Source organism: Pontibacter russatus, from assembly GCF_009931655.1.
Lineage (GTDB): Bacteria > Bacteroidota > Bacteroidia > Cytophagales > Hymenobacteraceae > Pontibacter > Pontibacter russatus.
In genome coordinates this window covers 3,184,034-3,198,060 of the sequence record NZ_CP047984.1, presented here as the reverse complement: position 1 = coordinate 3,198,060, position 14,027 = coordinate 3,184,034, and the positions used below count along the sequence as shown (strand labels likewise).

General features: G+C 54.3%; 16 protein-coding genes. 9 read left to right on the top strand and 7 right to left on the bottom strand.

What is annotated here, in order from left to right; genetic code table 11:
• Positions 1-73 precede the first annotated feature (73 nt).
• The 7 genes from GSQ62_RS13130 to GSQ62_RS13100 form a co-directional block, all read right to left on the bottom strand.
• Positions 74-1,411: a M16 family metallopeptidase gene (locus tag GSQ62_RS13130; protein WP_161889923.1), complete on the bottom strand. Its 1,338-nt coding sequence runs from the start codon at positions 1,409-1,411 to the stop codon at positions 74-76.
• A gap of 228 nt (positions 1,412-1,639) precedes the next feature.
• A complete protein-coding gene (locus tag GSQ62_RS13125) occupies positions 1,640-2,923 on the bottom strand; it encodes a hypothetical protein (protein WP_161889922.1) in 1,284 nt (427 codons plus the stop codon).
• Between the two features lie 9 nt (positions 2,924-2,932).
• Complete coding sequence (gene dgt / locus GSQ62_RS13120) at positions 2,933-4,306, bottom strand: dGTP triphosphohydrolase (protein WP_161889921.1); 1,374 nt, start codon at positions 4,304-4,306, stop codon at positions 2,933-2,935.
• 25 nt (positions 4,307-4,331) lie between these two features.
• A complete protein-coding gene (locus GSQ62_RS13115) occupies positions 4,332-5,246 on the bottom strand; it encodes a DUF3667 domain-containing protein (protein ID WP_161889920.1) in 915 nt (304 codons plus the stop codon).
• Positions 5,247-5,525: 279 nt separating this feature from the next.
• Positions 5,526-5,762 (bottom strand): hypothetical protein, encoded by a 237-nt coding sequence (locus GSQ62_RS13110; RefSeq protein ID WP_161889919.1) that lies wholly within the window; start codon positions 5,760-5,762, stop codon positions 5,526-5,528.
• A 153-nt stretch (positions 5,763-5,915) separates the two neighbouring features.
• Positions 5,916-7,157 carry an ornithine--oxo-acid transaminase gene (gene rocD, locus GSQ62_RS13105; protein WP_161889918.1) on the bottom strand — a complete coding sequence of 414 codons (1,242 nt, stop codon included), beginning with the start codon at positions 7,155-7,157 and terminating at the stop codon, positions 5,916-5,918.
• A 120-nt stretch (positions 7,158-7,277) separates the two neighbouring features.
• Positions 7,278-7,592: a hypothetical protein gene (locus GSQ62_RS13100; RefSeq protein ID WP_161889917.1), complete on the bottom strand. Its 315-nt coding sequence runs from the start codon at positions 7,590-7,592 to the stop codon at positions 7,278-7,280.
• Positions 7,593-7,735: 143 nt separating this feature from the next.
• On the opposite strand from GSQ62_RS13100, the gene GSQ62_RS13095 reads away from it, so the two are divergent.
• The 9 genes from GSQ62_RS13095 to GSQ62_RS13055 all read left to right on the top strand — a co-directional run bounded on the left by GSQ62_RS13095 (position 7,736) and on the right by GSQ62_RS13055 (position 14,012).
• Entirely contained in the window at positions 7,736-7,891 is a 156-nt protein-coding gene (locus GSQ62_RS13095) for a DUF5522 domain-containing protein (protein ID WP_202621783.1), read from the top strand.
• A 137-nt stretch (positions 7,892-8,028) separates the two neighbouring features.
• The gene (rpmB, locus tag GSQ62_RS13090) at positions 8,029-8,268 is read left to right on the top strand and encodes a 50S ribosomal protein L28 (protein WP_161889916.1); all 240 of its coding nucleotides are present in this window, start codon (positions 8,029-8,031) and stop codon (positions 8,266-8,268) included.
• A gap of 305 nt (positions 8,269-8,573) precedes the next feature.
• Entirely contained in the window at positions 8,574-8,762 is a 189-nt protein-coding gene (gene rpmG / locus GSQ62_RS13085; RefSeq protein WP_115566930.1) for a 50S ribosomal protein L33, read from the top strand.
• A gap of 2 nt (positions 8,763-8,764) precedes the next feature.
• Positions 8,765-8,917 (top strand): DUF4295 domain-containing protein, encoded by a 153-nt coding sequence (locus GSQ62_RS13080; RefSeq protein ID WP_161889915.1) that lies wholly within the window; start codon positions 8,765-8,767, stop codon positions 8,915-8,917.
• Between the two features lie 106 nt (positions 8,918-9,023).
• Positions 9,024-9,983 carry a signal recognition particle-docking protein FtsY gene (ftsY, locus tag GSQ62_RS13075; protein ID WP_161889914.1) on the top strand — a complete coding sequence of 320 codons (960 nt, stop codon included), beginning with the start codon at positions 9,024-9,026 and terminating at the stop codon, positions 9,981-9,983.
• Positions 9,984-9,992: 9 nt separating this feature from the next.
• Complete coding sequence (locus tag GSQ62_RS13070) at positions 9,993-10,490, top strand: carboxypeptidase regulatory-like domain-containing protein (RefSeq protein WP_161889913.1); 498 nt, start codon at positions 9,993-9,995, stop codon at positions 10,488-10,490.
• A 474-nt stretch (positions 10,491-10,964) separates the two neighbouring features.
• A complete protein-coding gene (locus tag GSQ62_RS13065) occupies positions 10,965-11,396 on the top strand; it encodes a hypothetical protein (RefSeq protein WP_161889912.1) in 432 nt (143 codons plus the stop codon).
• 197 nt (positions 11,397-11,593) lie between these two features.
• Complete coding sequence (gene rimO, locus GSQ62_RS13060; RefSeq protein WP_161889911.1) at positions 11,594-12,907, top strand: 30S ribosomal protein S12 methylthiotransferase RimO; 1,314 nt, start codon at positions 11,594-11,596, stop codon at positions 12,905-12,907.
• A 466-nt stretch (positions 12,908-13,373) separates the two neighbouring features.
• Positions 13,374-14,012 carry a TetR/AcrR family transcriptional regulator gene (locus GSQ62_RS13055; RefSeq protein ID WP_161889910.1) on the top strand — a complete coding sequence of 213 codons (639 nt, stop codon included), beginning with the start codon at positions 13,374-13,376 and terminating at the stop codon, positions 14,010-14,012.
• Positions 14,013-14,027 lie beyond the last annotated feature (15 nt).

Genomic DNA, 14,027 nt, shown 5'->3' with positions numbered 1-14,027 from the left:
AGGAATTAGCGCAAAGGCCTATATAACAGCATCTTACATTTAACGCCTTGTATCTCATATCCTAATCTAAAACCTATTGCTGCGGCTTTTCGGATTGTGGCAGGTAATGCAGCACCACGCGGTTGTCTTTGGTGAGGTACTCTTTCGCCACGCGCTGGATATCCTCTTTCGTCACCTTCATATAGCGTTGCAGTTCTGTGTTGATCAGGTTGGCGTCGCCATAGTACACGGAGTAGTTGGCCAGACTCTCGGCTATACCCGCCACGGTGCTGTTCTGCTGCACAAAGTCGCTTTCCACCTGGTTGCGCAGCTTCTGAAACTCGCGGTCCGAGAGCGACTCCGTCTTCACGCGCTCAATCTCCGCGTTCATGGCCTGTTCCAGGTCGTCCACCTCCACGCCCATGTTGGCAATGGCGAAGGTCAGGAAAAGGCCGGGGTCCTCGGTCGGGAACGGAATGGAGGCGGCGGCCACGGCTATCTGCTGCTTGTCGACCAGCGCCTTGGGCAGCCGCGCACTCTCCCCGCCAGATAGCAGGGTAGTCAGCATGGAAAGGGCGTAGTAATCCTCCGTACCCTGCGCCGGGATATGGTAGGCCTGGATCACGGCGGGCAGTTGGATGTTGTCATATACCGTTTTGCGGCGCTCCGCTGTCTGCTCCGGCTCCACCACATCGGGGCGGGGTATCTCTTTGGTGCCTTTCGGGATGTCGCCAAAGTATTCTTCTATCAGCTTCTTTGTTTCTTCTGTGTCAATGTCTCCGGCAATGGAAAGCGTCGCGTTGTTGGGCACGTAAAAGGTCTTGTAGAAGTCGCGGAACTCCCCGATGCTGGCCGCATTCAAATCCTCGAAGGAGCCGATGGGCATGGTTTTGTAGGGATGCTCCTGGAAGGCAAGGGAAAACACATTCTCGCCCATGGAGCCATAGGGCTGGTTGTCGATGCGCTCCCGCTTCTCTTCCTGCACTACCTTGCGCTGCGTCTCCACCCCAATCTCGTCTATCTTGGCGTGCTTCATGCGCTCCGCCTCCAGCCACAGCCCCAGCGCCAGTTGGTTAGACGGCAGCAACTCGTAGTAATAGGTGCGGTCGAAGGAGGTGTTGGCGTTCAGGGCGCCGCCCGCCTTCTGCACCAGTGAGCTGTACTCGCCGCGGCCGATGTTCTCAGTGCCCTCAAACATGAGGTGCTCGAAAAAGTGCGCAAAGCCGGAGCGGCCTTCCACTTCATTTTTGGAGCCCACATGGTACAGCACCGACACGGCCACGTTCGGGGTGGAGTGGTCTTCGTGCAGGATCACGTGCAGGCCGTTCGGGAGGTCGTACTCTGTAAATTCTATTCTGTTGCCTTCGGTCTGCGCCAGCGCAGCCAGGCTGGCGGCGCACCACAAAAGGCAGGTGACAAACTTTCGTTTCATATGGTAGCGATTGCTTTAGATGCGTGTGCGGGTATATGGCAACTGCTCACGGAGCCGCTATATGCCTGCTATAAATATAACTTTAAATAGAGCAATATGCCAGCCAGGTACAAGTAAATATGTCTACATTCGGCCAGGATGGCAAGGCGGCAGATGAAGCAGTGATATTTGTAGACGAACAGGAGTGGTTTGCTATATCCTTCAACACAATCACTACCTGTTAATCGTTTATCCCACACCTCTATAAACTAAGAGCGCTTTTCTGAGAATGCAACAAGCTTTTACGGCAGGAACTGCACCATATGATTCAAGATAAACTCCTTGGGGAGATTCATGAGTAAAGAAAAGATAGAAAAACCAAACAACAACAGCTTGAATGGGGGCTTTATGTTTATGAGAGGCGGGTAATTTGATGATGTAGAACAGCATTGCAACAAGTGTCAGAAGCACAGAGGGAGACAACAATCTAAAGTCAAGTGGGTCGAAAGGTGAAATAACCCTGAGTAGAAATAAGACGACAAAGTATATGCCTGCAACAATGAAGCATAACCTGGGGAACACTTTATCCTCGTCTCTGAAATACACGTTAGCCCAATCGTTTCTCAACAAAAACACTACAGCTCCTATTGCAGTAATCTGAACAGCCATTGTTGCCCAGAATAGCATATCAGGAGAACCGGAAGCATAATGTTTTCTCACCAGAAAGAATTCATTTACAATGCCAGAGGAGTGGCTTACAAGGAATTCCTCAACGGGTTCCTGGTTAGCCAGCCTGTCGCCGCCTGAGAAGGAGCCTGTGATGTAGTAGTTGACAAAGAAGTAAAGAGTTGCCAAAAAGCAAAGCAAAGTTGCTGCTGTAAAAAGCTTAAAACTAATTATTAGCTGCTTGCGGCGCCAGAAGCATATGGCTGCAAGCGCTAAAACCCCGAACGAGAAGAACCCTATATAACGTGTTAAAAACAGGAAGATACCAGAGAGGAACAGCAAGACTATCGTTCTGTTTATATACCTGCCTGCATAGAGCTGGGTGAGCAAAAAAACTAACAGCAAGCACCCAAAGTTAAAAGGCGCTTCAGACCAGGTGTAGGAGTAGACAGCAAGCAGCGTGTACGTACAGTAAGCGGAGGAAAGCAGGTAAGCATGCGTACTACTGATACAACGTAACAGTAAAAAGCTCAAGCCCAAGAGAAACAAGTTCAGGAGTTTTGATGCCCAGAATACCTCTAACCCGGTAATTGCCGAAGCGAAAGCTATCATCAAAGGATACCCCACAGGCCAGGCCGTGAAGAGCATATGGTTCTGTGGTGTTTTCTCTTCGGGGATAGGATATTCATTTGACATATAAAAGCCCTGGCCCTCTGTAAGATTTTCCGCCAATTCTAAATAATACGCTGAATCGAGCGTAGTATAGCCTGCCTCATCTGCAAATGCCCGAAATATGATTGTAGCACAGATGGCTATATACATCGCCAGCAGCACCACATCCGCTCTCCTGATAACAGACTTCATCACAGATACAGGCTAATACATCCTCGGCAGCTCAATCCCCTTGATTTTGCGGTACAGCCCCAGGGCGGCCTGGTCGGTGAGGCTGGCCACGAAGTCGGTGATGTGGATGATGCGCTCATAATCGGAGGCCCCTTCGGGTAACTGCAGGTAGTGCGGCGGGATGAGTTCCGCCAGTTTGCGGTGGTGCTTCGACTCGGGGTGGAACACAGCCTTCACGCAGGCGTCCAGCAGGCCGCCCAGCACCTCGAAGCCCGCCGCCTCTATCTCCAGCACCGGGCGGTTCTGGTAAATCAGCCTCACCGACAGGTCTTTTATCTCGTCGAGCACCGGCTTGCACTCCAGCTCGTTGATGAGCGGCTTGTCATATATGCCCTGCAAGATCTCCTGCTCGTGCTGCAGAAATATGGCGGTTGTTTCTTCGATCAGCTTGTTGATGATGCGGGCACGCAGGTAGCCGATCTCCTCCTTCCAGTCGTAGAAGTGGAGGCTGGTTTTGCGGTTCGGGTTGTCGTTGAGGATCTGGCGGAGCAGGTCCATCCCTTTCGCATGCGGCACCAGCCCCAGCTTCAGGCCGTCCTCAAAATCAATGATGCGGTAGCAGATATCGTCGGCGGCCTCCACCAGAAAAGCCAGCGGGTGGCGGTGATAGAACACCACGTCTGTCTCACCCTTCTTCAGCAGCCCCAGTTCCTGGGCGATGGTGTTGAACCAGGCCCTCTCCGTCTGAAAAAAGCCGTACTTCTTCTCGCTGGTGTTTTTGGTGCCCGCTATAACCGGCAGCGATTCCTTCGGGTATTTGGTGAAAGTGGCAAGTGTGGAGTAAGTCAGGCTGAGGCCGCCGGGTAGGCTGCAGTGCGCCGGATAGGTATAGGTGAGCGTCCGGAAACCGGCGGCATTGCCCTCAAACCGCTGCAGGTCGGCTTTCTCGGCGTCGGTGAGGGTGGCGAGGTATGGCTGCGCCGCCTCGCTCTGGAAGTAGGCGGAGATGGCGTCCTCGCCGGAGTGGCCGAAGGGCGGGTTGCCGATGTCGTGGGCGAGGCAGGCGGCGGCCACTGCATCGCCGAAGTCGGCCTCCTGTATATGTTTCTCCTGCGCCAGTTCTGGGTGCCGCTCCAGGATGCTCTTGCCCACGATGCGCCCCAATGAGCGGCCCACCACCGAGGCCTCCAGGCTGTGCGTGAGGCGGGTATGCACAAAATCGCTCTCAGGCATGGGCATTACCTGCGTCTTGCTCTGCAGCCTGCGGAAGGCGGAGGAAAACACCACGCGGTCGTAGTCGCGCTGAAACTCACCCCGGACGGATTCGTCGGTGCTGTATTTCGGGTCGGTGGTTTCGAAGCGCTTCTTGGATATAAGTCTGTCCCAGGAGGTGGCAGTGTGTGGCATAAGTAAGTATAAATAAATGAAAGCCTCAGCCCATCAACACGCTGACGGCGAGGGTGCAGAGAAACAGGACCGTCAGCGATACGAGGTACACCAGGCTGATTGGAATCAACTTCAGAAACGTGCGCAGAGGAGAGCCTCCATATACCCGCCGCAGGGCGAGGAATAGGTACAGGAGCGAGACAACAAAGACCCAGGTATCCACGTCGAACCCGCTGTATATATACTCGACCCCCAGGGCCAGCATTGTCAACAGAAAGAAAAAGGTGTGGAAATGCACCGAGAACATGAGGTGCTCCACGTAGTTGCGCCGCTGCCTGTAATAAAAGAGGTAAAGGATGAAACCAAAGAAGGGCATCAGGAAGAACATCATGAAGGAGGTGTTCTTCAGCAGCTTTTGCTTCGACTGCTCCCCGCCCTTGGCAAAAGTAACCACTTTGGAGATGGCCGATTTGAAAGTAGGGTTCTCTATGTTCTGAACGGCAGAGTCGGAGGCAGACATTATTTCCGGGGTGACAGCGGCTGCGCCGTTTGCCTTTAGCAGGGAATCGGCAACAGGGTTGCCTAGCCCTTCCACAGACAATTCAACCGGCGCCTGCTCTTCTTTCGCCGTGGCATCGTGGCGGCCCGCCCGCAGTGCCAGCAAAAAAAAGAACACGATGCTGACGAACACGTACAGCCGGAACGGCGCAACATAAGACGCACGCTGCCCGATGATGAACTTCTGCGTCAGGAGGCCGGGCTTCAGCACCAGGAACTTCAGGGTGTGCCACACCTTGGTGTCGAAGTGGAGGGTACTCTCGAAAAACTCCGCGACAAGGTGCTTTACCGGTACGTTCAGGTCGTGGTTCTCCTGCCCGCAGTTGGGGCAATAGTTGTTTACCTCCTCAAAGGTGTAGCCGCAGTTGGGGCATTGGGTATACTTGCGTCTGCTTTTCTCCATAGGTTTTCTGCTGCAGGCTGCAGCGCCCAAATATAGCTTTATGGGCATACAAATGCTATGGGCAGCCCCTGGAGAAGGGGGCAAAAGCATGAAAAAATTCAGTGGTTCCGCAACAAAAAACACCGAACCTGATGTTACAAACAGCACCTATATAGACAGGCTTTTTCGGCAAGCATATGCCCATATACCGGGAATTAGCCATAATGTGGGCGCTGCGGCACCGCCTTCCCCATGTTACAAGCGCCTGTGAGAATACCTTGTGTTACCGGCCCAGGAACCTCACTTTTGAGCCATCGCACCAAAGCCCTTTTCAAGCTTTCTGAAAACAAACTGTTCCTGAAAATCTTTCACTGCCACTGATGGCGATGCTGCTTCCATGTGCAGCCCCCACGCCGGACGGGCAGTTTTTGTTGACAGGCAGGTGGTTTCCATCTTCCCCGGGTGGCGGCCGCTTGCTTTTAAAGTAACAGGTTGTATGGCCTTGCTTCCGGCATTTTGTGTTGGCGGCGAGGCCATATATGCTTTAGCCTGCCGAAACCCCATGTTGCAAACAGGCGCTACCCTGCTCTACACCTATATATAACCCTAAGCTCGGGAGCCGGGCTTTTCATGGGCCTCTGAGAGAAGAGAGGATTATATACAGGAAGCGTTTTGAAAGCCTGCCCCCGATTAAAAAGCCAGTATCACCTCCTCAATTATATCGCAGCAGGCGTGCAACTGTTCCTCCGTCATCACCAGCGGTGGCGCAAAGCGGATGATGTCGCCATGGGTGGGCTTGGCCAGCAGCCCCTTGTCTTTCAGCGCCACGCACACGTCCCAGGCAGTGCGCCCGTCAGGCGTCGGCGCGATCACAATGGCGTTTAGCAGGCCCCGGCCACGCACCAGCGTCACCAGCTCCGGGCGCTGGGTTATCAGGCGGCGCATGCGCTCCCGGAACATCTCCCCTAGCCTGTTCGCATTTTCCGTCAGGCCCTCCTCACTGACCACCTCCAACGCCGCAATGGCCACCACGGCCGCCAGCGGGTTGCCGCCGAAAGTGGAGCCGTGCTCGCCGGGTTGGATGCACAGCATGATTTCGTCGGCGGCCAGCACGCACGACACCGGCAGCACCCCGCCCGACAGCGCCTTGCCCAGGATGAGTATATCGGCTTTCACATTGTCGTAGTCGCTGGCCAGCAGCTTGCCGGTGCGCCCAATGCCCGTCTGTATCTCGTCGGCCAGCAGCAGCACGTTGTACTGCCTGCACAGCGCATGCGCCTCCGCCAGATAGCCTTTGTCCGGCACCACCACGCCCGCCTCGCCCTGTATCGGCTCCACCAGGAAACCGCAGATGTTCGGGTTCTCCTGCAGCGTCCGCTCCAGGGCCTCTACATCATTGTAGGGAATCACTTTGTAGCCCGGCATGTAGGGCCCGAAGCCTTTGGTGGAGTCGGGGTCGGTGGAGAAGGAGATAATGCCGGTGGTGCGCCCGTGGAAGTTGTGCTCCACCACCACCATTTCGGCTTTGTTCGGGGCGATGCCCTTTTTCATATAGCCCCACTTGCGCGCCAGCTTGATGGCGGTCTCCACGGCCTCGGCCCCCGAGTTCATATATAACGCCTTGTCGTACCCGAAGTACTCGCATATATACTCTTCGGCGGCCCCCAGCTTGTCGTTGTAAAAGGCGCGGGAGGTAAGGGTGAGCCGCTGCGCCTGCTCCGTCAGCGCCCCAACGATTTTGGGGTGGCAGTGGCCCTGGTTCACGGCACTGTAGGCCGACAGGAAATCGTAGTAGCGCTTGCCCTCCACATCCCAGAGGTAAACGCCCTCGCCCCGGTTCAGCACCACCGGCAGGGGGTGGTAGTTGTGGGCCCCGTACTGGTGCTCGGTGTCGATGGCCTGCTGGCTGGAGGTAATGGTTGGCGTGCTCATGGTTTTAGGATTGTTTTTTCTGAAGCGCCGGCCGCCGCGGCCCGGTATATGGCCTGCTGCCCGCTTTTCAGGGGTTGATACATACAATGCACTGTAAAAGTAGCCGGCCTGAGCCAGCTGTCAAAGCTGGACGCCTTTGCCGAGCTTGCAGCGCGTGAACACCTTTTTGAAGCCATCCATGTCGTACTCGGCATAGGTGCTGGTCATCAGCCCCAGCACCCCGTCGCTGGTGCGGAAGCCGAAGACTTCCCGCTGCCCCTCGATGGCGTCGGGCGAGGGCACGCGGTGGTGCTCCACCAGCGTCAGCTGCTCCGGCGGGACGGCGGCGCTCAGTTCCGGGCAGTAAATCTCCCCCTTCTGGATGATGAACGTGTGGATATATCCGCGGGCGCGCATGGCTTCGACGGCTTCGCTGAAGGTGCTGTATGCTGGCATGGGCATTTTTGCTTATATAGAGGCCGGTGCGTGCTGCGCCAACCCCGGAACTATAACGTACGTGTGGCGGCCCGAGGTGTTGGGCCGGGCAGATTTTGCAGGCGAGGGCGCGTTTCCGTAATTTGCGGCTTAATTACAAAAGCGTGAGCCAACAGCTGAAAGAAGGCGAGGACTATTACCTGAACGGGCAGGGACTGCTGGTGTTTACGGCGAAGTACCTCCTGAAACGCGGTTACTGCTGCCAGAACGGCTGCCGGCACTGCCCCTACGGTTTCCGGAAGCAGGAGAAAAAGCAATGAATTGACTTATCCCGAAAGAGCCCCGCAGCTCCCTTCCATATATTCCCGGGAAAAATATTCGCCATAGCTTTGGCTTTGTGTATCTTTTTTGAGATATTTGCACCCCTATTGATATAATGTATTAGAAGAATAGAACGATGGCACGAGTTTGCGACATTACAGGAAAAAGACCACGCGTAGGTAACAACGTATCTCACGCTAACAATAAGACAAAGCGTAAGTTCTACCCGAACCTTCAGAAGAAGCGTTTCTACATCCCGGAGGAGGACGCCTGGGTAACGCTTAAGGTTTCCACGTCTGCGCTCCGGACCATCAACAAGAACGGCATCTCCGCCGTGCTGAAAAAAGCCGTAGAGCAGGGCCATATCGTATTTTAGCGGCTGCCGGTTTCCGGCTCGGGTAGCACGCCCGCCTGCACACAGCACGGGCAGCGCGCGCACCACCAGCTATATATAAAGATTCCACCGGCAACGGAGCGAGGCGGCAGTCACAGCCGAAGCACCTCTCTCCGTTGCTGTTTTTTTAAAGCTTAGGCCAGGGCACCGCGATTGGCGGGCTGCAGGTATATATAAATTGTTGGGAGGCCGCCGCAGACGGTTTCGCAATAAAAATTATACATTGTTTGTAATTAGAGTATTAAGATTTTATATTTGCAGTCCCAAATAAAAAAATTACATTAGAGATGGCTAAAAAAGCAAAAGGTAATAGAATCCAGGTTATTATGGAGTGTACAGAGCAGAAGACTACTGACATACCTGGGACTTCAAGGTACATCACTACCAAAAACAGAAAGAATACGACCGAGCGCCTTGAGCTGAAGAAGTATAACCCGAACCTGAAGAAAGTAACCGTACATAAGGAGATTAAATAACCATGGCTAAGAAAACCGTAGCAACCCTAAAAACCGCCACAGGCAAAGACTGGGCTAAAGTGATCAAGGCTGTTAAGTCCCCGAGAACGGGTGCCTATAGCTTTAAAGAAGAAATGGTGCCTGTAGACAAAGTGCAGGAGTTCCTGAAAAAGTAACAGCCTCCTCTGCTATATATAGATTACACGAAGAAGTCCCTTTAACGGGACTTTTTTAGTATATTACCGTATCACCGGAAGTCTTCACCCTCACAAACGCATCGGTATGGGCATTTTTGACTTTTTCAGCAAAGAGAAGAAAAAAGAGTCGCTGGACAAAGGCCTGGAGAAAACCAAGAGCAATTTCTTTGGTCAGTTAAGCAAAGCGGTCATCGGCAAATCGACGGTAGACGTGGAGGTGCTCGACGAGCTGGAGGAAATACTGGTGCAGGCCGACGTGGGCGTGGGAACGACGGTGAAAATCATTGACCGCATCGAGAAGCGCGTCGCGAAGGACAAATACGTGAGCACCGACGAGCTGGACCGCATCCTGCGCGAGGAGATTGCCGCGCTGCTGGAGGAAAACAACTCCGGCGACGGCGCCGACTTCGAGCTGCCCGAGGGCATCAAACCCTACGTGATCATGGTGGTGGGCGTAAACGGCGTGGGCAAAACCACCACCATCGGCAAACTGGCCGCACAGTTCCACAAGGCGGGCAAGAAAGTGGTGCTGGGCGCCGCCGACACCTTCCGGGCCGCCGCCGTAGACCAACTGATCATATGGGGCGAGCGCGTGGGCGTGCCGGTGGTATCGCATGGCATGAACACCGACCCGGCCTCCGTCGCCTACGACGCCGTGAAAAAGGGCGTGGAACTGGGCGCCGATGTGGTGATCATCGACACGGCCGGCCGCCTGCACAACAAAGTGGGGCTGATGAACGAGCTCTCCAAAATAAAGCGCGTGATGCAGAAGGTAACCGAGGACACACCCCACGAGGTGCTGCTGGTGCTGGACGGCAGCACGGGCCAGAACGCCCTGTTGCAGGCCCGCGAGTTTACCAAAGCCACCGACGTGACGGCCCTGGCCATCACCAAGCTGGACGGCACCGCCAAAGGCGGCGTGGTAATCGGCATCTCCGACGAGTTTAAAATCCCGGTGAAGTATATCGGCGTGGGCGAGAAAATCGAGGACCTGCAGCTGTTCGACAAGCACGAATTCGTGGAGTCTTTCTTCTCGCGCAAGTGACGAATAACGATGGAGAAGCTTTTGCTGCTACCGCTGGCGCTGCTGCTCTTTTGCTGCAACGGCTCCCATCAAACCACAAGCAACCAGGAGCAGGTGGCGCAATCCGACACACAGGCGCAGCAAACTCCCATTGAACAGGGCATAAGCGGCAAAGTGCTGTGGCAGGCGGGCAACCAGATGCCCTCGCCGGATGCGCCGCCCCGCAAAGGCAGGGGCGTGCAGCGCACGGTGTATATATACAAGCTCACCAACGGCAGCCAGGCCACCACCACCGACGGCGTGTTCCACGCCAACATCCAGACTGATTTAGTGACCGAGGTCGAAACAGACGCTGACGGCAATTTCGCGGTCCGCCTGGAGCCCGGCGTCTATAGCCTCTTCACCAAAGAGGAGAAAGGACTGTACGCCAACCTCTTCGACGGGGAGAACAACATTTACCCGGTGGAGGTGCAGGAGGGGCAGGTGACCCACGTCGAGTTCCTGATTAATTACGAGGCAAGTTACTGATCCCTCCGCCTGTTGCTTCGTTATGGCTCCCTTTGAAGGAAGGATTCTTGCATCCTTGCCTTTGCGTTAGCTTATAAAGCGCCTTCCCGCTGTCCTCGCTCCGGGTAAATCCATCGTTCATGCAGGTTAACACAGGTATAATTCCTTAGAGCCTGAACCTGCCTTTTCCCCGCGTTCAATTGCCTTCATCTGATACAAAAATTTGAATAATGTCATTTATCATTTACCTTGCTCGAGCTATATAGTAAATTAAAAATTTATATGCGACAATGGAATGCCCCTGAGCTGAAATGAGGTAAAGGACAAGTGGTCGGTTAAGCTAAAAAGAGGATATAATGCCAGTGAAGCCAAACTGATTCTGAAAAGCCGCGAGCCAGAAAGTGCTGATGCCCGCGCCGCTATTCCCGCCAAGCCTCTCACCAGCTTAAATTATCTGTTAGCCACACCTCCCCCATATATAAATTTGCACCCGTCATGAGTTTAACAGAGAGCCCCTTTATGGAGCTGGCCTATGAAGCCGCCACCAGCACCTTAAGCGTAGGATGGTCGGATGATTTGAGCGTAGAGTCTCCCCTATTTTTTGAAACCATCGTCTCCTTGTTCGCCACCATCCACGAAAAAAGAGTGACGAACCTGCTCGTAAGCTCGGGCATCCCGTCCGGCGGCGTGCTCACCGAAGAAGTAATCAACTACTTCATCCGGCAAATTCCTGACACCCCTCTTAAGCACATTGCCATCCTAGAATCGCCGGACTACCTCTGGGACGACAACTTATACAAGGTCATTACGCTGCTCGTCAGCACTTTCCAACTGCCCATTTCGGTTAAACTGGCAGCAAGCCGGGCCGTCGGCAAAGAGTGGATTGCCAGCCTCTGCTGCCAATGCGCGGAAGACAAGGCCGTTTAAGGCCATCCGTGATACGCTTGCAGGCCACCATATCTTGTACCGCGAAGAATTCGCAGGTTCAGGTACAGCCCGTATCTGGAGGCTCCCGCCTTTTATTTGCCAAACATATCGTACCTTTGCGGCTGGTTTCCAGAACGAACCAATCGGAGCCTGTGTGGGTTCTAAGCTATTATGGCATACCCCTTAATCGTATATAAGTGAAAGTAAGATCGCTCAAAAAAGATAAAGTAAACGTCATCACGTTAGGTTGCTCCAAAAATGTGGTGGATTCGGAAGTGCTGATGGGGCAGCTGCGCGCCAACGATTTTGACGTGGCGCACGAGTCCGAGAAGGACGACTCCAACATCATCATCGTGAACACCTGCGGCTTTATCGACAACGCCAAGCAGGAGTCCATCGACACCATTCTGCGCTACGCCGACGCCAAAGAGGCGGGCCGGATAGACAAGCTATATGTCACCGGCTGCCTGTCGCAGCGCTACAAAGACTCTCTGGAAGCAGAGATACCGCAGGTGGACGCTTACTTCGGCACGCTGGAACTGCCGCGCCTGCTCAAAACGCTGGAGGCGGATTACAAGCACGAGCTGATCGGGGAGCGCCTGCTCACCACGCCATCCCACTTCGCCTATTTTAAGATTGCCGAAGGCTGCAACCGCCCCTGCTCCTTCTGCGCCATTCCGCTGATGCGCGGCAAGCACGTGGACCGCCCCATTGAAGACCTGGTGAAGGAGGCAAAGCGCCTGGCTGGCATGGGCACGAAAGAACTGGTGCTGATTGCCCAGGACCTGACCTATTACGGCCTGCAGCACTACGGCGAGCGCAAACTGGCGGACCTGCTGCGCAACCTGTCGGATGTGGAGGGCATTGAGTGGATCAGAATGCAGTACGCTTACCCGTCGCAGTTCCCGATGGAGGCGTTTGACGTGATGAACGAGCGCGACAACATTTGCAAGTACCTCGACATGCCGCTGCAGCACATCTCCGACAGCATGCTGAAGACGATGCGCCGCGGCATCAGCAAGCGCCGCACCATCGAGCTGGTCGACACTATCCGCCAGCGCGTGCCGGACATTGCCTTGAGAACAACCTTGATTGCGGGCCACCCCGGCGAGACAGACCAGGATTTCCGGGAGCTGTATGACTGGGTGGAGGAAACAAAATTCGACCGCCTGGGCATCTTCACGTACTCGCACGAGGACAACACGCACTCGTTTACGTTGGAGGACAACGTGCCAGAGGAGGTGAAACAGGAGCGCGCCGACGCCATCATGGAGCTGCAGCAGGGCATTTCGGTGGAGCTGAACGAGGCAAAAATAGGAAAGGCCTACAAAGTGCTCTTCGACCGCAAGGAGAGCGGTTACTTCGTGGGCCGCACCCAATACGACTCCCCGGAGGTAGACAACGAGGTGCTGGTGCCCGCCGCTAACACCTATGTGCGCCTGGGAGACTTCGCCAACGTCAGAATCACCGCCTCCTCCGACTTCGACCTATATGGGGAAGTGGTAGCATAGGCGCATTCCTTTATATATAAAAAGCCCCGTAGGCCATATGCCTGCGGGGCTTTCTCATTTTTTCATAATATGCAATATATTTCTTGCCTTGTTCTGCTACCGGCATATATAGCATATATACTGAACAGCGATGAAGCAGACTCACAAGTAAGACCTGGCAGCAGGAGCCTCCGCCAGAAAAAAAGACTGGCAAAGCAAAAAATTTTTTATTTAAATCTGCCGATCTATCCGGATTTCTTCTCTTGCGGCCCGGCTTGCTTTTGCTCGATTACAGAAGGCCATCTGTATATATAACACAGCAGTTGATAGAGCATATGCGCTGCCAACAGTGCTCCTTCGGCACGCCACCCCTTCCATAACCCTTTGTATTTTAAACAGAAGCAAACTTTTAGCGGGAAGTTCTGTTAACGATTTCATGATACGGAAACTTTTGAAATGAAAAATGTTTCCGTAGTTTTACGCCCATATGGACACAGAACTAGCAGAAAAAGCGGAAGCAAAGGACAAGATACTGCAGGCGGCCTTTGGCATGTTCTGCCAGCGGGGCATCAAAAGCGTGTCGATGGACGACATTGCGCAGCACCTGTCTATGTCGAAAAAGACGCTGTACAAGTGGTTCCGGAACAAGGACCAGGTGATATATGAGGCCCTCGAAGCCTACCTGACCGACGTGCAGCAGGACTGCGAGTGCTTTATCGAGACATCCGGCAACGCCATCGAGGAGCTTTTCCAGGTGGTGGCGCTCTCCAAGCGGGTGTTCTCCAACATGCACCCCTCCATTTTCCATGACCTGCAGAAGTACCACCCGGCCAGTTGGGACCTGTGGATGCAGCACAAGAACGGCTATATACTGGAAAAAGTAAGGGACAACATCAGGCGCGGGATGAAGGAAGGGTTGTTTCGGCAGGATCTGGACGTGGACGTGATGGCGCGCATGCGCCTGGTCCTGATAGAGCTGCCCTTCAACCCCATAGTTTTCCCGCCGCACCACTACGACGCCCGGCGCGTGCAGATGGCCGTGCTGGAGCACTATATGCTGGGCATCGCCACGCTGAAGGGGCACAAGCTGATAAATGAGCTGAAACAGGTGAATGAAGAAGAATAAGTACCGATACCCCCT

Bases quoted from the DNA above. Each gene is read 5' to 3' on its own strand.
- GSQ62_RS13130 (WP_161889923.1), bottom strand. From the start codon at position 1,411: ATGAAACGAAAGTTTGTCACCTGCCTTTTGTGGTGCGCCGCCAGCCTG.
- dgt (WP_161889921.1), bottom strand. From the start codon at position 4,306: ATGCCACACACTGCCACCTCCTGGGACAGACTTATATCCAAGAAGCGC.
- GSQ62_RS13115 (WP_161889920.1), bottom strand. From the start codon at position 5,246: ATGGAGAAAAGCAGACGCAAGTATACCCAATGCCCCAACTGCGGCTAC.
- GSQ62_RS13110 (WP_161889919.1), bottom strand. From the start codon at position 5,762: ATGGCCTCGCCGCCAACACAAAATGCCGGAAGCAAGGCCATACAACCT.
- rocD (WP_161889918.1), bottom strand. From the start codon at position 7,157: ATGAGCACGCCAACCATTACCTCCAGCCAGCAGGCCATCGACACCGAG.
- GSQ62_RS13100 (WP_161889917.1), bottom strand. From the start codon at position 7,592: ATGCCAGCATACAGCACCTTCAGCGAAGCCGTCGAAGCCATGCGCGCC.
- rpmB (WP_161889916.1), top strand. From the start codon at position 8,029: ATGGCACGAGTTTGCGACATTACAGGAAAAAGACCACGCGTAGGTAAC.
- rpmG (WP_115566930.1), top strand. From the start codon at position 8,574: ATGGCTAAAAAAGCAAAAGGTAATAGAATCCAGGTTATTATGGAGTGT.
- GSQ62_RS13080 (WP_161889915.1), top strand. From the start codon at position 8,765: ATGGCTAAGAAAACCGTAGCAACCCTAAAAACCGCCACAGGCAAAGAC.
- ftsY (WP_161889914.1), top strand. From the start codon at position 9,024: ATGGGCATTTTTGACTTTTTCAGCAAAGAGAAGAAAAAAGAGTCGCTG.
- GSQ62_RS13070 (WP_161889913.1), top strand. From the start codon at position 9,993: ATGGAGAAGCTTTTGCTGCTACCGCTGGCGCTGCTGCTCTTTTGCTGC.
- GSQ62_RS13065 (WP_161889912.1), top strand. From the start codon at position 10,965: ATGAGTTTAACAGAGAGCCCCTTTATGGAGCTGGCCTATGAAGCCGCC.
- GSQ62_RS13055 (WP_161889910.1), top strand. From the start codon at position 13,374: ATGGACACAGAACTAGCAGAAAAAGCGGAAGCAAAGGACAAGATACTG.